Consider the following 20655-nt stretch of genomic DNA (forward strand, 5'->3'; position numbering starts at 1 on the left):
GGCTCTCGAGCAACGACGGAGAACGCGTGGGCCCGGCGGGGCCGCCGACGCTGTCGGCGCATCTCGGACCGTGCCCACGCGCTGAAGTTGCTCGGCGACGGAGCATCGCGCCGACGACGAACCCGGGCGGGCCGGATCGGCCAATGAACGGTATCGCCAGGCCGCAGCGGCGGTGTCGGCTCCAGCCGGTAACGGGCCGCGATCTCTGGGTCCGCGAAAGCGCGGAAACCCGCGTGAAAGTAGGGAGATCCCAGCAGCGCATCGGCGGTCGCAGGGGCCAGGTCCACGGTGATGTGCTGCGACGCCATGCCCTAACCCTATTCACACGTTCGGCAGCATCCGGGGTTGCGAAACGGAACTCACTTTCAAGCGCCGTACACGCCCTCTCCTCGCGTCCCGTGAACCAGCTCGCCGGCAGCGGTGATCCCTCGCAACGACCGCCCGGAGAACCAGACGACGTCGTCGGGGGTCACGGCAACTGAGGGGGCTGGGGTGGCGGTGAGAACGATTGCTGCGGGTTCGAGGTCGTCATTCAGCCGGACGAGTAGTCCCTGGCGGAACTCACCTCGTGGGCCGAGGTCGCCGAGCATCCCTCGGAGCTGCCACGGGTCTGTGGCCTCTGGATCGCGGAGTTCCAGGGCAATGAGATCTGCACGCAAAGTCAGCCACATACCTGTGGCGGTCGGACCGGCGGCGCGGGGACTATACGGGAGCCGGTGGACGGTCCCTCGCTCCAAGGACTCGGTGAGCCGCAGAAGAAGGTCGGCACATTGCACGTGGAAGCCGTCCCGGCTGCGCTACACGGCGGTCGGGGGCACTGGCAGGCCAAACGACTCGCCTACCGTCCATCCGCCAGCTCGATGCAGTGCCAGTCGATAGCGCAGTGGCTGGTCGTCTCGGATCCAGTGTTCGCCGGTGCTGACGTTGTCGTCGTCGTCATCTCTTGGTTCTCTTCCCACCACCACCAGTCCCCCGTCCGCGCGGGCGAGGGGCCCACCGAGCCGATCTCGGGAGGGAGCGCGATCGGGTCATCCTCGCCATGCGCGGTGAATCGCCGGAGGGGATTGCCAGAGGTCACCAGGTGGTTTCCGATAGTCACCGCGGAGCCCCACCGCACGGTGCCGAGGTCGTGCAGGCGTGCCGGGGCGCCAGCGGAGGCCTCCACCGACCAGAGTTTGTGCTGACGCTCGATCCAGAGCCCGCCCGGCCCGGCATGCGGCGTGACGGTGTCCGAGTGGGAGCCGACCGGCAGGGGAAGGAGATGATCCTCCGACTGCTCCGGGCGCGAGCCGGATCGATTCTGCAGGATCGGGCGAAAACGGTCACCGATCCAGAGGTCGTCGCCGGCAACGGACAGCTCACCGGGCTCGAACGCACTTCGCACTCGTGGGGGTTCAGCCGCGTCGAGGTCCAGGTCGAGGGCTACGGCGATGGCAGGCGCGGGGCCCTCCGCGTTGTGTTGGACCATGTGTCGAGCAAAGCCGTTGGGGCACGCAGGCTCGCTAGATGTACTGATCGGGGACGTTGATCAATCGTGAGAAGGGCGGCTGGTTGCCACAGGCCGTGTGCGGACGATGCTGGTTGTAGTGGTGGAGCCAACCGGCGAGGGCGTCGCGGCGTTCCTGCTCGCTGCGGTAGCAGCGCGCATACGCCCACCCATCGGCCATCGTGCGATGGAACCGCTCCACCTTCCCGTTGGTCTGTGGCCGGTACGGGCGTGTCCGCTTCGGCGCGATCGAGAGCGTCTCGCAGGCGTGGCGCCACAGGTGCGATCGGTAGGCGCTGCCGTTGTCGGACAGGACCCGCTCGATGATGACCCCTCGGTTGGCGAACCAGTCCACGGCTCGGTGCAGGACACCAGCGGCGGTGATTGCGGTTTCGTCCTCGTGGACCTCGGTGTACACGACGCGGGAGTGGTCGTCGATGACGGAGTGGACGAATGCGTATCCCTGGCTGAGCCCAAACGATGGGTGCAGTCGGCCGTACAGCGTCGGTCAACTCTCCGCATGAAATCCCGGCTGTCGCGCATAGTCCTGCTGGCGTTGATCGAGGACCATGCGGATCTGGTCGGCGGCGCCTTCGCCGAGTACCAGCCGGAGGGGTCCTTCTTCCGCAGCCACGTGGGCAAGGATCGACTCGGCGATGGCCTCCGGAGACGAGCCGCCTCCGGTGGCCCCCGGCTCGCTGGGCCACGGCACGACGGAGGTTCCGAAGAGTCGCTGACGTAGCTCGTCGTAATCGGGAATCGGGGCACTGAACTGCATCCCCGAGGTTGCCCACCGGGTGTCCATAGCGCCGATCTCGACGAGCGTGGCTCGCACGCCCGTGGAGCTGACCTCGCCTGCCAAGGACTCGGTGAAGGCTTCAAGACCCCACTTCGCGGCGTTGTAGAGACCGAGCATCGGCATGGCGCCGACCCCGCCGGTCGAGGAGATCTGCACGATGTGGCCCCTGCCCTGAACGCGCATCAGCGGGAGCGCCGCCTGTGTGAGCCAAAGGGGCCCCAAGAGATCGACATCAAGGATCGCCCTCGCTTGCTCCTCGCTGACTTCCTCGACGGCGCCAACGAGGCCGTAGCCCGCGTTATTCACCAGGACGTCGAGACGACCTGTGACCTCGTGAGCTTCCTCGACGGCTTGCCGGCACTCACCCCGATCGGCCGGGTCCAGCCGTAACACGGTCAGATACGGGTCCTGTACAGGCAGCACACCGTGGCGGCTCGTGGCCACGACTCGATAGCCTGCGGCCAGTACCCGCTGAGTCAATGAAAGCCCGAGACCGCTGCTCGCGCCGGTGATAAACCAGGTGTCCGTTGTAGTCATGGACCCATTCAATCACCAAACGAGACGCACCGTCTCGTTTCTATACTGAAGGTATGGCTCGCCCTACCACCGCCGCGCGTGTGTTTGCCGCCGTCCTGCACCTCGCCGATCGTGGCGGCCCGAGCGCCCTAACCATGGAAGGTATCGCCACCGAGGCTGGTGTCGGCAAGCAAACGCTGTACCGCACATGGCCCTCGATCCATGCACTCCTGTTCGACGCCCTGGCAGCAGAATCGGCTGCGGCGGAACCCCTCGTGAGCCACCCGGACCTGTTTGAGGCCCTGAAAGCAACCAGCACCGAGCTCGGGTCAGAACCGCGAGCCTCAGTGCTGCGGATGTTGGCCGCCGCGGTCCAAAGCGACGAGTCGATCGCCCATGAGTTCCACACCGCGATGTTTCAGCCCCAGCAGCAGCAGTTCGCTCGCCTGGTCGCTGCAGACGGCTTTGCCAATCCAGAACAAGCCACAGAGCTTCTGCTCGCTCCCCTCCTCTTCCGATGGTTCCTCCGGCTGCCGCTTCTCAGTGACGGCGAGCTGGCGGACCACATCGAAACCGTGCGGCGCCTTGAGCGGCCAGATTGATCAACGTGTCCGGTCAGTACAGCTAGACCAGGCGTTACCAGGTAGCGGCTCTGTCTCCGGGTCGGCGGGCACCGGGCCGGTCAGACGGTTGACGCGGATCCCCGACACGGCGGCTCGCGTGGGAGTGAACCACTGCGCCGCTGCCGCGTCATGGATGATCGCGAAGTGGCCTGAGACCGCGACATGCCCGATCGCTGGCCTGGGCGCGGACCACTTCGCCGTCCAGCCGTCACCGCGCAGAATGGTGGGCCAACGCAGGACCCCAAACCGGTCCTCCCGGGGAGGACCCTGACCAATCGGCTCAGCCAACGCCCGAATCTCGACGGGTTCTGCATTCATCGGCGAGGGGTCGTCGAGGAACGACAGATGCACCTCGATGGTCTCGCCCACGCGGGGTGGCGAGAGTTGGCCATCAGCGATGACGATCTCGTCGAGCGTGGCGCGCAATCGCCGCGCGCGAGGGTCGGTCGGCAGTGGCTCCGGGTCGGGGACAGGAGTGAGCTGCTCAGTGATGGGAGCAGGAACCCATTCGGCCAGCGGCTGGATCGGGCCAGGAGGCTCCGCGCGGCCCTCCCAGCGGAACACCGCGTCGTCGACTTGCATGACCTGGAGGTTCTCGAGCCGAGCCTCCCAGGAGTCATCCGATGCGGCCACCCGCATGAGGATGCCGGTGTTCAGGTCGACCGAGATCTCGATGGCGCCGAAACCGTCTCTTGCGTCGCCTGACATCACCGCGACGGGTCGACCCTGGTGAGTGGACTGGCGAATACCGCCCGCGGGGAATCCGTAGCCCAGGCCCGCCTCGGCGTTGTCTGGTGGATCGATGAGCAGAGCAGCGTAGCCGGACGCGTTCAGCGACCGAACGCGGAAAGTAGTCGCGGTGCCGTCGTCCGCTATCTGCCAGACCCGGCCACTATTGAAAAGGGTCCGGCCTCCATCGGCGTGGTCGAGGCGCGCTCGCGTTCGGCCGGCTCTGGCAACGCGGGTGCGACCCGGGCCAGCATGCAGGTTGGCGCGAGGATCATCCATCACCCAGAATCGGACCGGCGGCACGGGCGACGAAGGCGGCCGGACCACGAGCTCCGCCTCGAACGACTCATCGGCACCGCGAGCAAGTAACTCGCCCATGTCAGACCACGTCAATGGCATATCGACAGCCTAGGAGCAGAGGACCACGCGCGGGACACACACAGTCGAGCGAGCGGGCCTCGGTACTGGCGTTGGAGCCGGAAGAGCGAATAGGCCACCGCGAACTCGGCCGGGTCTGCAAGCATCTTTCTCGGCGAAGGTCTCGGCTGCCGGGGCGGCGCTGGAGCTGGGCTGGGCCACGGGTCGCGTGCACCACTGCTGCGTACTGCCAAGGGGTAACGAAGGGAAGCAAACTAACCCGACCAGCAACTGGTCCAGAAGGGCCGCTGCTGAGGGGTCAACAGAACGGGCAGCTCGCACTATGGAGCAGCGTGCAGGAGCACGCCTCTCCGTTCCGCTCGGCAACTCTGACTCCTCCCAAGGGGTAGGGGTACTGATAAAGGGCCAAGGGGCCGGGCCTCGCCGCACTGCTGTGCGGCAGTTCGGAACTTGGGGCTATGCCGGTCGAGCAAGTCTGACACCCGGGCTTTCTCTTGCGGCAGAACGCGACTTATCGGCGTAATCCTTACGGTCGGAGAGGTATGGGGTGCCCGTCGTCCTGGGTCAGGGAGCTCCCCCTTCCACGGTGTTCCGCAGCTCGGTGTAGGTGCACTCGGTTAGGTCAAGCCCCTAGTAGTGGTGTAACTCGTTTTTGATCCTTCGTTGGTGATCAGGCGGGTAGTTGCATCAGGTCATCGGTGGTCACCTCCGTCGTGGAGTCGGTGTTTGTGTCGGTGGTGAGGGTGAGCCTGCAGCGGCCCAGGACCTCGAGTCCGAGGTAGCGGCGGCCTTCGGCCCATTCGTCGGTCTGCTCGGCCAGGACAGCGCCGATGAGGCGGACGATGGCGTCGCGGCCCGCGGAAGATTCCCACGACGTCGGTGCGGCGGCGGATCTCCCGGTTGAGCCGTTCGGTGGGGTTGTTGGACCAGATCTGGCGCCATACGTCGTCGGGGAAGGCGGTGAAGGCGAGCAGGTCTTCGCGGGCGTCCCCGAGGTGGTTAGCGACCTCGGGGAGCCGGCCTTCGGTGTACTCCAGGAGCCGGTCGAACTGGGCGTTGACGGCGTCGGCGGTGGGCTGGTCGTAGACGCTGTGCAGCATGGCTTTCACGGCCGGCCACATGGACTTGGGGCAGGCGGTCATGAGGTTCGCGGCGTAGTGGGTGCGGCAGCGCTGCCAGGCGGCGCCGGGCAGGTTCGCCGCGATCGCTTCGACCAGTCCGGCGTGGGCATCGGAGGTCACCAGTCGCACGCCGCCCAGGCCGCGGGCGACCAGGTCGGCGAAGAAGGTGTTCCACGACGCGGTGGTCTCGCTGGTGGCCACCTGCATGCCGAGGACTTCGCGGTGGCCGTCGCCGTTGACGCCGGTGGCCAGCAGCACCGAGGCTTTGACGACCTGCTTGTTCTCGCGGACCTTGATCGTCAGCGCATCGGCGGTGACGAAGGTGAACGGGCCGGCCTCGTCCAGGCGCCGGTGGCGGAACGCGGCGACCTGCTCGTCGAGGTCTGCGGCCATGCGGGAGACCTGGGATTTGGACAGTGAGTCGATGCCCAGGGTCTTGACCAGCTTGTCCATCCGGCGGGTTGATACTCCGGCCAGGTAGCAGTCCGCCACGACGGTGATCAGCGCGGACTCGGCCCGCTTGCGGCGCTCGAGCAGCCACTCCGGGAAATAGCTGCCCGAGCGCAGCTTCGGAACGGCGACGTCGACGGTGCCAACCCGGGTGTCAAGGGGTCGGTGGCGGTAGCCGTTTCGGTAGTTGGTGCGCTCGGCAGAGCGGGCGTTCCATTCGGCGCCGCAGACGGCGTCGGCGTCCGCCGAAAGCAGGGCGTTGATCATGGTCTCCCAGCAGCTCGCGCATCAGATCCGGTGATGCGTCGGTGAGGGCTTGGCTTAGCAGGCCTGCAGGGTCGACAATATGGGGTGCGGTCATCGCGATGACTCCTCGAGGATTCTTTAGACGGTTGACTCGAAGGATCACGCGGTGGCCGCTCTACATCCGTCAACGACACGGGCGTTGCTGACGATCTGGGTCACCGAGTTACACCACTCTATGGGGCACTACTTGTTCGCTCAGCCGGAAGGCAAAGATGGCCACGCGCAGGCCCTCGTTCGTACAGCATCAGGCGATCTCCCGGCAGAGTCCAGCCCGGTCGAAATGAGCCGACGCCCGCTAGTGGGGACCGACCTGTCACCAAGCGAGCAGGCGCGACTGCCCGCCAGGGGCCATGATCGCTACCACAGCGTTGACCTGGGCGGAACGATGTCGCCGTAACGGTGGACCCTTAACGGACGAGCGCACCCGGACTCCGCCCCTCTTGAGGTAAACCGTCAGGAGCGGGTGCGGATGCGGCTGCGCGATATGTCCGACATGTTCCACCCGATGCACCTGCACGGGCACACGTTCGCGCTCGTGGACGGTGGACTTCGCAAAGACACCGTGTCGATCCGGCCGATGCGCACGATCGAGATCGAGTTCGACACCGACAACCCCGGCCAATGGGCATTGCACTGCCACAACGCCTATCACCAGGCAGCCGGGATGATGACCACTCTGTCCTATCTCGCCTAGCACGCCAGGTAGCCCACCCCCGGGCGGGCCGACGCCCGCAGATGAAAGGAAACACCCACAGATGAACCGACACAAGCTTCTGACGACCGCCGCTGCCGCCGTGGTCCTGCTCGGATTGTCCGCCTGCACCAACGATGAGACCGGGACGGCGAGCGATACCACGACCGCCGTCGAAACGACCGCGACCAGCGGGAGTTCGACCACCGAAGCAGCAGGGCAGTCGGCTCAGCACTCCGAGGCCGACGTGATGTTCGCCCAGATGATGATGCCCCACCACCAGCAGGCCATCGAGATGAGCGCCATCATCCTGGCCAAGGACGGCGTCCCCGACGACGTCACTGCGCGGGCCGACGAGATCAAGGCTGCGCAGGGGCCGGAGATTGAGCAGCTGACCACCTGGCTCGAGCAGTGGGGCGAGCCGACGCAGCCACAGGACATGGACGGTGGCCATGACATGTCCGAGATGGAGGGCATGCTGTCCGACGAGGAGCTGCAGCAGCTGTCCGACGCCCCGGGCCCCGAAGCCGCTGAACTGTTCCTCAATCAGATGATCGCCCACCACGAAGGCGCCGTCTCCATGGCCGAAGACGAAATCGCCAACGGTATCTACCAGCCGGCCATCGACCTGGCGCAGACCATCATCGACACCCAGCAGCAGGAAATCGACACGATGCGACAGATGCTGGACGCCATGTAGAACATTCCGAACCCGGCTCGAGTCGTCCGCATGGGCCTTGCAGATTATCCCCCGCCCACGCTGGCGGCGCGGCCCACGCTCCGGATAAGACCACTCGCTTGGGCATCGTCGCCACGCCCACTTCGCGCAGGTCCAGACATGTCCAGACCGACGCCGGGCGAGCCGGGGAATATACCCCACCAGGGTATCGTTGGCGAGAAGTGAACCTCAAAGATCAACCGCATCGAAGAGGATGGGGAACACCATGACACCTGATCGAAGTCAGATACTTCCGCTCACCGCGGTCCAGGAGTCCTGCGCGTGCTGTTCGACGCCGATTACCCCCATGGAAATCAGGCCCCTCGGTAACACGGAAATGGAGACGGACTGATGAGCACGAACCACAACCATCGCGACCATCACGGGCCTGGCGGTGACGTTGCCGAGTCCACCGCTCATCACGAACACGGCGATTACGCCCAAGGTGTGCCCGGTGGTCACACCCATCACGGTCACGGCGCGCACGACGAGCACGCCGGCCACGACCACGGGGGCCATGTGCAGGTGTTTCGGCGCTTGTTCTGGATCATGCTCCTGCTGGGTATCCCGACCGTCGCGTTCTCCCCGATGTTCGGGATGCTGTTCGGGTACGAGGTGATCGGCTGGGGGCGGTGGGTTGCTCCGATTCTGGGCACCGTCATGTACGTCTGGGGAGGCAAGCCCTTCCTCACCGGCGGATATGACGAGATCAAGGCGCGCCAGCCGGGGATGATGCTGCTGATCAGTCTCGGTATCACCGTCGCCTTCGTTGCCTCCTGGGGCTCGACCATCGGGCTGCTCGGTCACGATCTGGAGTTCTGGTGGGAGCTGGCGCTGCTTATCGTCATCATGCTGTTGGGCCACTGGGTGGAGATGCGCTCACTCGCCCAGACCAGTTCGGCCCTGGACTCCCTGGCCGCACTGCTGCCAGATGAGGCCGAGCGTGTTGAGGGCGAGGAGATCGTCTCGGTCTCGCCTGCAGATCTGCAGGTCGGGGACGTGGTGATCGTTCGCCCCGGAGGAAGTGTGCCCGCCGATGGTGTGGTCACGCAGGGCACGGCCAGCATGGACGAGTCGATGATCACCGGCGAGTCCCGCACCGTCCGGCGCAGCGAGGGCGACACCGTGGTCGCCGGCACAGTGGCCACCGACTCGGGCATGCGGGTGAGGATCAGCGCCGTCGGCGACGACACCGCCCTTGCCGGGATCCAGAAACTCGTCGACGATGCCCAGAACTCCTCCTCCCGCGCACAACGCATCGCCGACCGTGCGGCCGCTTTACTGTTCTGGTTCGCACTCGGGGCGGCACTGCTCACCGCGGTGGTGTGGCTTGTGGTCGGCACGCCGGACCAGGCCGTCGTCCGCGTGATCACCGTCCTGGTGATCGCCTGTCCTCACGCCCTGGGTCTGGCGATCCCTCTGGTGGTCTCGATCGCTACCGAGCGCGCGGCCCGTGGAGGCGTGCTCATCAAGGACCGTCTGGCACTGGAAAGCATGCGCACCGTCGACGCGGTCCTGTTCGACAAGACCGGAACCCTGACCAAGGGCACGCCCGCCGTCACCGCTGTCGAAGCCTCCGGAACATGGGACGAAGACCAGATCCTGGCCCTGGCGGCAGCTGCGGAATCCGATTCAGAGCACCCGCTGGCCAAGGCCATCGTCGCCGCCGCCCGGGACCGCGACCTCGAGATCCGGCCCGCCACCGATTTCAGCTCCTCCCCGGCGGTGGGTGTCGAAGCCACCGTGGATAGCCGGACCGTCCAGGTCGGTGGGCCTTACCTGCTGGAACAGGAGAACGGTCAAGAGCTCGAGATCGCCGACAAGTGGCGACTCGATGGTGCGATCATCCTGCACGTCCTGGTCGAAGGCACCGTCGCCGGTGCACTCCGACTGGTCGACGAGGTGCGCCCCGAGTCGAAGGCCGCGATCGACGCCCTGCACCGCAATGGGTTGGAAGTTGTGATGATCACCGGCGATGCCGATGCCGTGGCCGCCTCGGTCTCTGCCGAGCTCGGCATCGACCGCTACTTCGCGGGTGTCCGGCCCGAGGACAAGGCCGCGAAGGTCGCACAGCTCCAAGACGGGGGGCGCGCGGTCGCCATGGTCGGCGACGGTGTGAATGACGCGCCAGCGCTGGCCCAGGCCGACGTCGGCATCGCCATCGGCGCCGGCACAGATGTAGCGATCGCCTCAGCCGGCGTGGTGCTGGCCTCCGACGATCCTCGCGCGGTCGTCGGTGTGCGCGTGCTCTCCGACGCCGCGTACCGCAAGATGGTCCAAAACCTGTGGTGGGCCGGAGGCTACAACTTGCTCGCCGTCCCCCTCGCAGCGGGCGTCCTGGCACCCATCGGCCTGGTGATGCCGATGTCCGTCGGCGCGATCCTGATGTCCCTGTCCACGGTCGTCGTGGCGGCGAACGCTCAACTACTTCGCCAACTGGACCTGCGCCCCGACACGGTCACAGCCTCGACCTCAGAACGTCAGGAAGCCGCATGACCACACGAGCCACCGCCTCCCGGTCGATCCTCGCGGCGGCCGCCGCGATCGCCCTCACCGTCACCGGATGCTCCACAGCCGCCACCGGCGGCGGCGCGGAAACAAGCCAAGCCACCGTCTTGGACCAGCACGGTCTGGCAGGGCTCGATGCCCGAGGAATTATCGAGCGTCTGGACACGATGGGAGTCTCCGAACGCCCAGTCGACCTCCTCGCCTCCGTTCAGCCCGACTCCCTCGTGCTGACCAGTGATGATCAGGCCACCTCGATTCCGATGCCGGACGATGAGTTCTACCTCTCGCTAGCGCCATATAAAAGCCAGACACACGAGTGCTACTTCCACAGTCTGACCACCTGTCGCGGTGAACTACGACACGAGCAAGTGCGCGTCACCGTCACCGACCAGAACACCGGCGACACCGTCCTCGACGAGACACGGACCACCTACGACAACGGCTTCATCGGCATCTGGCTGCCACGGGGCCTGTCCGGGACACTCACCGTCGAACATGACGGAAAGACCGCGACCGCACCGATCTCAACTGGCAACGACGACGATCTGACATGCCTGACCTCGCTGCGCCTGGACTGACATCGCAGTGAACCCGCGCGTCAGTTCGCCCCCACGGAGCCGACCACCGCAAGCGGTGGCAGAGCCCACAAGCGGTGACTACCGTCGCGGACGTATCCGATCAGCAACGTTCTAGGAGAACCGATGAGTACCACCACCGCGATGATCAACACCCACCCCAACCCCACCACCGATCTGAACATCGACCTACTGGCCGAAGCCATCGACGCCGCGCTGGCCTGCGCGCAGATTTGCACGGCATGCGCGGATGCCTGCTTGGCTGAGAACTCGGTCGCAGACTTGAGGAACTGCATCCGCACCGACCTGGACTGCGCCGACATCTGTGCCACCACCGCGGCAGTGGTCAGCCGCCGTACCGGCAGCAACCTGGGTGTGGTCAAGGAACTACTCACCGCGTGCCGCATCGCTTGTGCGACCTGCGCCGACGAGTGCGACAACCACGTCAGCATGCACGAACACTGCAAGATCTGCGCCGAGGTCTGCCGTCAATGCGAGAAGGCCTGCGCCGAACTCCTCGCCGTAATAGACTGACAGCTCGTCCGACAACCCGGGCGAACTGCTCAAGCCCCGAGACGACGTCGCGTTTGACGATCCGCGATCGCGCCGCCGCAGTCTTCGCGCCAGTAGGGGCACCGATCGAACCTTGAGGTTCCTCGCCCCCGCTCATGGCTACGCCGACGTCGACTTCTGTCGGCGTGGGGCCGGCTTGTCGGTCCCACGTTGGAGAGCTCGGTACACGGTGGTGCGGCTGCCCCTAGGACCCCACCGATCTGGGCGACGGTCATGTCTTGTTGCTCGTAGAACTTGCGGGCGGTGCGCAGTTTATCCCCGGACAACAACGGTGGACGCCCGCCGACACGGCCGCGAGCCCGGGCGGCTTCCAGGCCGGCATGGGTGGGTTCGGAGATGAGGTCTCGTTCGAACTCCGCCAGCGAGGCGAAGATGTGAAACACCAGCCGCCCGCCCGAGGACCCGGTGTCGATGTTCTCTTGCAGGGATCGGAACTCGATTCCTCGTTCCTGCAACTCGGTCATCTGATCGATCAGATGCCGGATCGATCGACCCAGGCGTTCCAGGCGCCAGACCACGACTGTGCCATTAGGGCGCAATTGGTCGAGAAGCTTTCCCAACTCTGGGCGCGATGCCAATGCCCCGGAGGCGGTGTCGGTGAAGACCTTGTAGCAGCTGGCAGCGGCGAGGGCATCGTGTTGCAAGTGGAAAAGCGCCTCCGCTGGCTACCCAGCGGCTGTGCGACAAACACCAGCGCCCGGGTGCATTCAGGATGCCCTGCCCGACAAGGTGCCGAGCCCAGCACCTACCGCAGTAGCGGTTGGAAATCTGTATTATCAGGTGATTCTCAGCAGTCCCAACCGTTTCCTTCAATACCGGGCCAAAATCCCAGAATCCCAAGATTTCGTCCCAGAATCCCAACTTTCGTGTCGGTTCTCACCCAGCTTGTCAGTACGCTGCCGATCCACCAGGGCGTTGTCACCGGCTTGTCAGCCGCGGATTGTCACGAGATTGGCAGAATCCGCGCCGCTGACAATCCATGACAACTGAGTGTCGGTCAGAGTTCATCGACAGCCACGTTCGAAGAGCTTGGCCAATCAGCCGCATCGTCGACGACGCCTCCGCTGAGGCTCTGCGCATCTGCTTCTCGACAACCTCGACGGGAAGCTGACAGATCCACGTGGCGGATCCTGTCGACCCAGGCGCGCGCATCGGAGTCGCGATCCGTTTACGCTGCAGCGGTCGCCGAGTCGTCGCCATCACCGTCTGAACTTGTTGTCGTCGTCACCGCTCGCCCAGCCACGTTCGTGGCTTCCACCTTGACGCGCGGCGACGTCAGTGGCCGCCGAGAGGTTGGACGTCGATGAAGTAGCTCATCATGACGCCGACCCGGTCAGACAGGGAAGCACAACTGAAGATTTCGTCGAGAAGGTCGGCTATCGGCAGCGGCGAGGCAACCTCTTGGAATCGTGAGCTCACCGTCCCCAGCCTCAGAGTCGGCGTCTCTTCGACGCACCTGAGTATCGCCTCTACCTCGTGTCGAGTAACGGACCAGTCGTCGATATCGAGGACCTTTGCCGCCGCGGAGATGGATACCCAGTCCCGAGTTAGCTCGAACTCGTGCCGGATGGCCTCGGCAATTGTCTCCTGGCGCATCAACCCAGTATCTAGGGACATCGGGGCGCGCGAGTTCTCCCGTTTCAGTGCACGGCCTCCCGCACAGATTTTCGTGACGGCCCATTCTTCCGCTCGTCGGACGCTCGGGCTCGGCGAGGCTTGGTGGATGAGGCCCCTACCGCGCGATTGTCGATGAGCTGCAAGCCGCTAATGAAGGCGGGCAACTATGGTGATCGGATGGCCAGCGGAGATGCCGATGCGGGCTCGGCGGCCGCTGGCCGATCGGGCGAGAGCGTTCTTCGTGGGTTGCTAGTTTCCCTCCTGCCGGCGGTCGGCCTGCTCGTGGGCCTCGTTGTCGGTTGGTACACGGTTACCTGGGCGGTCCAGACTTTCCGCGGCGTGTTCGCGGTTCCAGAACTGTCGGCGGTGCCGACGCAGGATCGAGCGCCTGGAGTGCCCGGTCCGACGGTGGGTTATTGGCTTTCGTGGGCAGTTCCCGTTGTAGCGGTGTACGCGGCCAGCGGGCTGCTGTTGTGGAGGTGGCGGCGCGGACGGCTCCTGACCGGATCGGCCGTAGCCGGCTTCAGTGTCGTGGTCTTGCTGATCGTGCCCGTGTGGGTATCTATCGAGGTTGGCGGTTTCGCGCCCAGCTGAGCTCACCCGGTACAGCCTGGACCATCGCCTTCGGCTGGTAGGAGGTGAAAATGACGGTGGTCACCTTCTTCGTCATCCTCGACGCCAGCGGTGCCGGTCCAGTCTGCTTCGTCCCGGACCGGCCTATTGATGAAAGAAACCGCGCAACGTCCCAAAACCAAGGAACTGGGACGGTCGGTCGCGCGCGAAAGCTGCTCTGCTGACCAAAAGCGCGGTCAGGGCGACGATTCAAGCCGACATGCTGCGACTGCAAGGTGGTCGGTGACAACATCGGCTCATGGTTCACGACACGGGAACGGGGTAGCGATGCTCAGGCGGTCTGCCGCAGGCGTGGGCGCTTCCTTTTTAGGGGTTGCACTCCTGGCAGGTTGCGGCAGCGACGGTCCGTCCAGCTCATCGCCAGCCGAGGCGACGCCGGTCGAGAGCGCTCCCTCCTCAGCGGCCCAGGAACTCGCAGTCCCCGAGAAGGTGATCGTTTGTCAGCCGGGGATGGTCGATACCGCCCTCACTGTCGACGATGTCCCCGCGTGGCCGGGCCCCTCGCCGTCTAAGTTCGAGATGCCGACGCCAACGCCGGCGTCGCGTGGCTGCGGAACGCTCGCCGGACCAGAAGCGATGGTCATTTACGAGGCGGCGGTCAATCACCCGGCGGCCTTGCTGGAAGAAGGGCGCTTGGCGAGCGGAAAAGACCTGAGCGATACCAGCGATGCGTTGTGGGCGGTGGATACCGTCATAGCTTGGCTTGTCGTCGAACCCCAGTGGTGAGACGTGATTCGGGCGCTTGCTGTTCGTTCGCAGGATATTCCCGGCGGTCTTGTGCCGTGTCCCGTCGCTGATTGCCGGATTCGCTGTCGGGTTACTCTCGGCTGATGCGTGTCTCGCCGGATGGAACCTTCCATGGACTGCGTGCCTCGCACTTGTGTCGTGCGGCGTGCCGGGTTTCTGAGGACCCGGGCCCAATTGGTCGCCGCTTTGTCGCACTCCACCCGGTCATCGATTACCGGCTCTACATCTCGGCTTCTCTTGATGTGTTTCCACCGGGTCACCCGGGGCATGGTCAGGGCGTGGCGGCAGACCTACAGATACCGCAGGTTCTGCGGGATGAAATCGAGGGCTGGATCGGCGAGTTCAAGAGACACTTCCGTCACCTCGGTGACCGTCCGGTTGATCAGCCCGTGTGGTCGGACGGATTCGACGAGATGGACTGGCTCGACCGCGGGCACGAACTCGCTGAGAAGCTCGGCGAGCACTATCCGGAGCACTTCGTGTTCTGCTGCGCGGAGAAGTACATGGTGTGCGAGTTGGTGGCTGATCAACTTGATTACGTGTGCGCCCTTAGCGGGCAGTACACCCGGGAGGTCGGCTGGCGGATGCCCGGAAACGAACCCGATCCGGATGTGCCGGGGGAGTTGAAGCTCATGCCGGAATACGGGGTCGAGTGGGGACTTTGGGCCGGTCTTCTGCCGTATCACCAGCCCCCTCGGCTTCGCACCAGCCCGGGGCTGCTCGGGATCCCGACCCCCCGGAGCCTCGGGCTCACCTCACAGCTTGAGGATCGGATTTGGCGATGGAACGAGGACTGGCGCCACGGCTTCATCGACTACGGACGGGACCACGACGGAACAGGCGCCGATCTTGGTCTGCCGGATCAAGGTTTCGCCCTGCCGGAATGGGCTGACGATGTTGATCCGGTCGCCTGGTACCGCGAGGGACGCGCCATCGCCGCACAGCTCGCCGATGAACTCCCGGGCGTGGAAGTGCGCCTAGACGCGGTTAGTTACCTGTGCGCTTCACGTTTCCGCCACCTCACGAAGGTCTTCGGCGACGACGAGTTCTTCACGCCGTTATCGAGGCAAGTTGCCAAGACACGCGAAATCGCTATCGGCCCATAACGTCATCGCGCGCTTGGTCCCGAAACCGGAGTCTCGTAAAACTTTAGGTTTCTGAGGCGCTCAAGCAACTGGACTACCGACACTCGGCATCTGGGAAGTCGGTTCTCGGGTCACAGCGTCAGGGAGGGCGCCACTGGAGATGCCCGCTCAGCCGTCAGGTCAGCAGCGGGGACGGTACCGTGCGAGCGTGGCTGACGCATCGGGGCTGTCTTGGTGGGAGGACTTCAACACCGGTCTTCGGCTCCATCGTGAAGCCGGAGGGCAATCGGTTCTTCCGGAGCTTTCAGACAAGATTTGCGCATTGCTCGGCAGCGTCGACGTAGCGTTCGCGGTCGCCGGTGCGGACACGCCCTCGTGGTCGAACCCATGGCCCAATGGCCAGATGCCGGACAGGGCGTCATACGAACAGGTCACTAACCCGGGCAAATTCTTGATCGTGAGGGCGCGAGCGCAGGCGTGGATCGAAGTACTGATGGCCCGCGGCTGGGCCCGGCAATTGGGGCGAGTCGAATGGGCCCTCGCGCCTTTCGATGCCGGCGGTGTCAGCACCATACTTAAGGCCGATGCGGCCGGGGCGGCCCCGCTAGTAGTGACTGTGCACGAGCCGGTCGATAGTGCTCACGTTCCCACCCTGACGCTTGCCGCTGGTGACCCGGCGGTGATGCTCGCCTCGATTCCCGATTGCGGATGCGATGGGTGTGATCGCGGATCTGCAGATCTACTCGAAGAGGTTGACCGGTGGGTTCTGTCCGTCATTGACGGCTCCCTCGAAGTCGAGCTAGGTGACGAGTTCCTCCAGATCCGCACGTCGTTCGGCAGCCAGAGCAACACCGTCCAGCACTCCGTCCGGCCTGCCGCGTTCTCTGCCGCGCCATGGCCTGCCGACTGGCAAGCTCGCCCACTCGTGCCCACCCCAAGATCGCGCCGTCGCTGGTCCTGAGGTTCAAAACTCGGTTTGCAGACCGGTCGCCCGAGGATCTGTCGGTTCTCAAACGGCTTGTCAGTTCAGGCCTGATCCACCAGGGCGTTGTCACCGGCCTGTCAGCTGCCGATTGTCACGAAATGGGCAGAAATCGCGCAGCTGACAATCCACGACAATTGCATGCAGGTCAGAGCTCATCCCCAGCCGCGTTCGGGCAGTTTGGCCAGCCTCCCGCGTCGTCGGCGCCCCTTCCGCCGAGGCCCTGTTCATCAACTCCTCGACAACCTCGGCGGGAGAGTTAGCCAGATCGATGTGGCGGATCCTGCCGGCCCTGACGAGGGCATCGGAGTCGCGATCCGTTTGCGCTACGGGGGTCGTCGAGTCGCCATCGCCGTCTGAACTCGTTGTAGTCGTCACCGCTCGCCCAGCCACGTACGTGGCTTCCACCTTGACGCGTGTCGACGCTATTTACCGCCGAGATGCTGGACGTCGATGAAGTAGCCCATCATGGCCCCGACTCGGTCCGACGGGGAAGTGCAGCTGAAGATCTCGTCGAGAAGATCGGCTATCGGCAGCGGCGTAGCAACCTCCTGGAACCGTGAGCGAACCATGCCCAGCCTCAGAGTCGGCGTCTCATCGACACACCTGAGTATCGCCTCAACCTCGAGCCTGGTGGCCGCTCTGTCGTTAATATCGAGCACACTTAGCGCCCCGGCAATGGACACCCAGTCCCGGGTTAGCTCGAACTCCTGCCGGATGGCCTCGGCAATTGTCTCCTGGCGCATTAACCAAGTATCCAGCAACGTTGGGGCCCGCGAGCGCTCCCCGTTGAGGGCACGGCCTCCCGCACCGACTTCCGCGACGGCCCGCGCTTACTCTCCTCGGCCATTCTCGTCAGCTGTAGGGGAAGCGGAAGGTGATCGGGTCTACCACGTCTGCGTTGGCCGGATCGTTGAAGGGGTCGGGGCGGACCCAGTTCACGCGGCCGGGTGCCCGATCATTGAAGTCGACGGTCTCTTCACCGCCGTCAGGCGTGCAGATGGTCAACAGATTGTCGTCTGCCCACTTCGCTGCCCTGGTTGCTTTGATCTGGTTCTGGCGGCCCCCTTGCTCACGACCTTCCCAGGCCAGCGCCATCGTCTCCTCGTCGTCCACACGCACGAGCGAGTCGCCAACGAGTTCGCGGAACGGGAACTCTTCGGGATCGAACCGGATAGGACCGTATCGGTCGTGGATACGCATGCCCGGATCCGGCTGGGTGATAGCGAACAGTCTCCCCTCGACATAGACGGTGAAGTCTCCCCCGTCCTCAGTCACGCGCCGGATGCTCACCTCACGAGTGCCGCCTAGGTCGCAACGCACGATCTCTGCCGGGCACGTGATCCAGCAGCCACCGCTGTCGGCATGAAGCCGTCGACTTCCGCCATAGCCGGGTGGTTCGAAGGCCAGCGGGAGCAGGTACTCGGTCAAGCTGGCTGGAGTGTGGGAGCGGTCCAGGTGCAACAGGACCGGGGTGGATCGGTCCATGACCCACACGTCGGAGCCATGGGCCGCCACGTCGCCGGCCTCGAAACGGGACGATTGGTCGGCGACGGCGTCCAGGTCGAGATCGACCAGGATGCAGCGTTCTTCGAACTGACCGTCTTCCGCAAAGCTCCACCAGTCTGGCCAGTAGCGGTCTGGTGACGTACCCAGGTCTGTGAGCCGCTCGGTGCCCGGCACGTAACCGTGCGCCCTATGCGTGACCTTGGCCTGCTGCTCGACGAGCTGGAGGCGACGCACCCTGCCGGTCACTGTCCCGGGCTCGCCTGGCACTGCGTGGTGGAAGTCCGGAGTGAGGAAGCCGGTGACGTGCATCAGGCCGGCGACCGGGGTGTGGTGACGCCAGGTGGCGTTCCACCCGTTCCCGGTGACTTCGAACGGCCACCACAGGGTGTCGTTCTGGTCTTGCCAGGGGGCATGCCCGTACTCGGGCTGCACTGTGACGCGGTGGGTGGCCGTTCCCGGTGTCCTGGGTGCTGACGATGAGCACAAGGAGAGTTTGACGCTGATGACGTCGTCCACGTGGAGTGGGGGAAGTGTTCCGTCTTCGAATATTTCATGGCCTACGAGGACTTGAATCACTCGCGGCGTACTGCCGGATTCCATTGAAGAGCCCCACGCAGTAGACGAACCGGTGGGCGAAGCCAACGGGCGCGGGGTTACCTCACTCGGACGGTACCCGGCAGGCTTCGACTAAGCACACAAACGGAGACCGAACCCGCGTCAGGAAGCCTGGGCGCTGGAAGGCCAGCCTGAGGCCCAAGGAACGGCTGGCCGTGCGCAGAGGCGGCAACCGGGTTCAAACCGGGATGAACCATTCTTCCCGGTTCCAGCCTCGAAACCAGGCCGAGACCTCGTTGAATCTGACAGGCCAACAGCCCTGTGCGAGAACAGTCTCTCCCGTATCGCCGTCCGCCGAGTGCGTGTACCAGCTCCTCCAGATCCGCGCCTTCCCGGCGACGTCCACGGTGTAGCGTTCACGTCAGGTAACCCGTGCCCGAGGGCGTCGCCCCCTCGGTCCCCTAGTGCGCGGGTCTTGGATATGCGCCACGGCACCGCCGACCACATGATCTCGATCTTCGCTTCCAGTGCGATCTTCATGGACGGATGTCTCCCGTCACAGCTATTCGTGGGAGACATCGTCAGCGTCTCCCTCATCTTCGACATTGACGTGGCACAGTCGACTGCCGGAATCGAGAGCCTCCCTGTCTCGGTGCATCCCGAGTACGGGGTCGCACCGAGCCTGTACCCGGACCGCACGTTGAAGTGGCATCTCAAAGTCACCGGTGACGGCTGGACCGCAAAATGGCTCCATGACGAGCCAATCGCCGGCCGACTCCGGGTGCCCGCGCGACTGTGGCCTGATTTCACCCGTGCCCTCCCAGGCCACCCGGAAACCACAACAGGCAGAGTGCGACGTCTGCAACTGGTTGAGGAGCGATACGAGGACACTCCGGACGGCAAACGTCGCGTCCCTGGCACCGAGCGGGTAAGCGATCTGGGCTCATCACCGGACAGCGAATGGCCACGCTGGACGATCATCCCCACCGATGACCTCTACCAGCCGACAGCAATCGTGGTGGACCTTGACCTCGACGACGTCCCCGACGTCCCAAGAAGCTTCAATGCCGGGGCTGTTTCGGTGAACGGTGCTGACGTGTGGGTCATGGACAAGTCCCACCCCACGGGGCTGATGCACGGTTAGGTGACACGGTTAGTCACGCGGCCTGAGGGGCCTCGTGGTTGATGATTGTCTCGAATTCGATGGGGGTCAATCTGCCGAGGCGGTCTTGTCGTCTGCGGCGGTGGTAAGTGCGTTCGATCCAGTGCACGATGGCGGCCCGGAGCTCGTCTCTGGTGGCCCAGGATCGGCGGTCGAGGACGTTGTTCTGTAGCAGCGAGAAGAAGCTCTCCATCGCTGCGTTGTCACCGCACGCACCGACTCTGCCCATCGACCCGAGCATGCCGTATCGGGTGATGGCCTTTTGCATCTTCTTCGAGCGAAATTGAGATCCTCTATCGCTGTGTAGTACGCAGCCGGTCACGGCGCCCCGTCTGGCGACGGAGCTGCTCAGGGCGGCCACGGCCAGGCGGGACTTCATCCTGGAGTCGATCGAATAACCGACGATGCGGCCCGAATAGACGTCCTTGATCGCGCACAGGTACAGCTTTCCCTCGGCCGTCCAATGCTCGGTGATGTCGGTGAGCCACAGCTCGTTCGGGCCCACAGCGGTGAAGTCACGTTCGACGAGGTCGTCGTGCACGGGTGGGCCGGCCTTGCGATGCTTGCCGCGGCCTTTCTTGCTGATGGTGCTGTTCCAGCCGCCGGTGGAGCAGATTCGCTAGGCGGTGCGCCGGCACATCTTTTCGCCGGCGGTCTCGGCTTCATCGGCGAGGTAGCGGTAGCCGAACTCGGGGTCCTCGCGGTGGGCGTCGTACAGGGCGTTGCCGCGGTACGCCTCGGCGAGTTCGGCATCGGTGACAGGGCACTTGAGCCACCGGTAGTAGGGCTGGCGAGCTATTCCAAGTACCCGACACGCCACCGCGACGGGGATGCCGTCAGCGGCGAGCTCGCTCACGAGCGGGTACCACCTTTTCCCGGCAGATTCGCCTGG

General features: G+C 64.8%; 20 protein-coding genes and 4 pseudogenes. 11 read left to right on the forward strand and 13 right to left on the reverse strand.

Translation table 11 applies throughout. From position 1 onward, the window contains the following. The 5 genes and pseudogenes from ACWIE7_RS16540 to ACWIE7_RS16560 form a co-directional block, all read right to left on the reverse strand. On the reverse strand, positions 1–308 hold a 308-nt coding region (locus ACWIE7_RS16540), incomplete at its 3' end, for a hypothetical protein (RefSeq protein ID WP_454069990.1). A gap of 57 nt (positions 309–365) precedes the next feature. Next, the gene (locus ACWIE7_RS16545) at positions 366–659 is read right to left on the reverse strand and encodes a hypothetical protein (RefSeq protein WP_454069991.1); all 294 of its coding nucleotides are present in this window, start codon (positions 657–659) and stop codon (positions 366–368) included. Between the two features lie 179 nt (positions 660–838). Beyond that, complete coding sequence (locus ACWIE7_RS16550; protein ID WP_454069992.1) at positions 839–1468, reverse strand: hypothetical protein; 630 nt, start codon at positions 1466–1468, stop codon at positions 839–841. 34 nt (positions 1469–1502) lie between these two features. Next, positions 1503–1961, reverse strand: a pseudogene (locus tag ACWIE7_RS16555) (integrase core domain-containing protein); the annotation flags it as partial. Positions 1962–1994: 33 nt separating this feature from the next. After that, positions 1995–2822, reverse strand: coding sequence for an SDR family NAD(P)-dependent oxidoreductase (locus ACWIE7_RS16560; protein WP_454069993.1), 828 nt, complete (start codon positions 2820–2822; stop codon positions 1995–1997). 53 nt (positions 2823–2875) lie between these two features. Between ACWIE7_RS16560 and ACWIE7_RS16565 the strand changes: the two genes are divergently transcribed. Next, a complete protein-coding gene (locus tag ACWIE7_RS16565; RefSeq protein WP_454069994.1) occupies positions 2876–3403 on the forward strand; it encodes a TetR/AcrR family transcriptional regulator in 528 nt (175 codons plus the stop codon). Here ACWIE7_RS16565 and ACWIE7_RS16570 read toward each other — a convergent pair whose 3' ends face one another. Both ACWIE7_RS16570 and ACWIE7_RS16575 read right to left on the reverse strand, forming a co-directional pair. Further along, positions 3404–4132, reverse strand: a complete 729-nt coding sequence (locus ACWIE7_RS16570) for a hypothetical protein (RefSeq protein ID WP_454069995.1) — start codon at positions 4130–4132, stop codon at positions 3404–3406. Positions 4133–5201: 1069 nt separating this feature from the next. Further along, a pseudogene (locus ACWIE7_RS16575) lies at positions 5202–6463 on the reverse strand (IS256 family transposase). A 366-nt stretch (positions 6464–6829) separates the two neighbouring features. Here ACWIE7_RS16575 and ACWIE7_RS16580 point away from each other — a divergent pair. Next, positions 6830–7102 (forward strand): annotated as a pseudogene (locus tag ACWIE7_RS16580) (multicopper oxidase domain-containing protein); the annotation flags it as partial. 61 nt (positions 7103–7163) lie between these two features. Continuing rightward, the gene (locus ACWIE7_RS16585; RefSeq protein ID WP_454069996.1) at positions 7164–7799 is read left to right on the forward strand and encodes a DUF305 domain-containing protein; all 636 of its coding nucleotides are present in this window, start codon (positions 7164–7166) and stop codon (positions 7797–7799) included. 261 nt (positions 7800–8060) lie between these two features. Here the strand turns inward: ACWIE7_RS16585 and ACWIE7_RS16590 are convergent, their stop codons facing one another. Further along, positions 8061–8336 carry a hypothetical protein gene (locus ACWIE7_RS16590; RefSeq protein ID WP_454069997.1) on the reverse strand — a complete coding sequence of 92 codons (276 nt, stop codon included), beginning with the start codon at positions 8334–8336 and terminating at the stop codon, positions 8061–8063. 30 nt (positions 8337–8366) lie between these two features. Between ACWIE7_RS16590 and ACWIE7_RS16595 the strand changes: the two genes are divergently transcribed. From ACWIE7_RS16595 to ACWIE7_RS16605, 3 genes are all read left to right on the forward strand, one after another. Continuing rightward, complete coding sequence (locus tag ACWIE7_RS16595; RefSeq protein ID WP_454070008.1) at positions 8367–10313, forward strand: heavy metal translocating P-type ATPase; 1947 nt, start codon at positions 8367–8369, stop codon at positions 10311–10313. Next, positions 10310–10903: a CueP family metal-binding protein gene (locus ACWIE7_RS16600; RefSeq protein WP_454069998.1), complete on the forward strand. Its 594-nt coding sequence runs from the start codon at positions 10310–10312 to the stop codon at positions 10901–10903. Before ACWIE7_RS16595 ends, ACWIE7_RS16600 begins: the two co-directional genes overlap by 4 nt. A 123-nt stretch (positions 10904–11026) precedes the next feature. Next, on the forward strand, positions 11027–11434 hold the full coding sequence (locus ACWIE7_RS16605) for a four-helix bundle copper-binding protein (protein WP_454069999.1): 408 nt from the start codon (positions 11027–11029) through the stop codon (positions 11432–11434). Positions 11435–11463: 29 nt separating this feature from the next. On the opposite strand, the gene ACWIE7_RS16610 is transcribed toward ACWIE7_RS16605, so the two are convergent. Continuing rightward, positions 11464–12117: a recombinase family protein gene (locus ACWIE7_RS16610; RefSeq protein WP_454070000.1), complete on the reverse strand. Its 654-nt coding sequence runs from the start codon at positions 12115–12117 to the stop codon at positions 11464–11466. 631 nt (positions 12118–12748) lie between these two features. Next, complete coding sequence (locus ACWIE7_RS16615) at positions 12749–13069, reverse strand: hypothetical protein (RefSeq protein ID WP_454070001.1); 321 nt, start codon at positions 13067–13069, stop codon at positions 12749–12751. Between the two features lie 198 nt (positions 13070–13267). Here ACWIE7_RS16615 and ACWIE7_RS16620 point away from each other — a divergent pair, with 198 nt between their 5' ends. The 4 genes from ACWIE7_RS16620 to ACWIE7_RS16635 all read left to right on the forward strand — a co-directional run bounded on the left by ACWIE7_RS16620 (position 13268) and on the right by ACWIE7_RS16635 (position 16516). Continuing rightward, on the forward strand, positions 13268–13684 hold the full coding sequence (locus ACWIE7_RS16620; RefSeq protein WP_017838558.1) for a hypothetical protein: 417 nt from the start codon (positions 13268–13270) through the stop codon (positions 13682–13684). 489 nt (positions 13685–14173) lie between these two features. Continuing rightward, positions 14174–14449, forward strand: coding sequence for a hypothetical protein (locus tag ACWIE7_RS16625; protein ID WP_454070002.1), 276 nt, complete (start codon positions 14174–14176; stop codon positions 14447–14449). A gap of 104 nt (positions 14450–14553) precedes the next feature. Further along, positions 14554–15576: a hypothetical protein gene (locus ACWIE7_RS16630; RefSeq protein WP_454070003.1), complete on the forward strand. Its 1023-nt coding sequence runs from the start codon at positions 14554–14556 to the stop codon at positions 15574–15576. A gap of 187 nt (positions 15577–15763) precedes the next feature. Beyond that, positions 15764–16516, forward strand: coding sequence for a DUF6226 family protein (locus ACWIE7_RS16635; protein WP_454070004.1), 753 nt, complete (start codon positions 15764–15766; stop codon positions 16514–16516). A 446-nt stretch (positions 16517–16962) separates the two neighbouring features. On the opposite strand, the gene ACWIE7_RS16640 is transcribed toward ACWIE7_RS16635, so the two are convergent. Both ACWIE7_RS16640 and ACWIE7_RS16645 read right to left on the reverse strand, forming a co-directional pair. Beyond that, positions 16963–17283: a hypothetical protein gene (locus ACWIE7_RS16640; protein ID WP_454070005.1), complete on the reverse strand. Its 321-nt coding sequence runs from the start codon at positions 17281–17283 to the stop codon at positions 16963–16965. Positions 17284–17392: 109 nt separating this feature from the next. Next, positions 17393–18562, reverse strand: a complete 1170-nt coding sequence (locus ACWIE7_RS16645; protein ID WP_454070006.1) for a hypothetical protein — start codon at positions 18560–18562, stop codon at positions 17393–17395. A gap of 544 nt (positions 18563–19106) precedes the next feature. Between ACWIE7_RS16645 and ACWIE7_RS16650 the strand changes: the two genes are divergently transcribed. Next, the gene (locus ACWIE7_RS16650) at positions 19107–19745 is read left to right on the forward strand and encodes a hypothetical protein (protein ID WP_454070007.1); all 639 of its coding nucleotides are present in this window, start codon (positions 19107–19109) and stop codon (positions 19743–19745) included. Between the two features lie 13 nt (positions 19746–19758). Here the strand turns inward: ACWIE7_RS16650 and ACWIE7_RS16655 are convergent. After that, positions 19759–20655, reverse strand: a pseudogene (locus tag ACWIE7_RS16655) (IS3 family transposase); the annotation flags it as partial.

Source organism: Dietzia sp. NPDC055343, assembly GCF_053645265.1.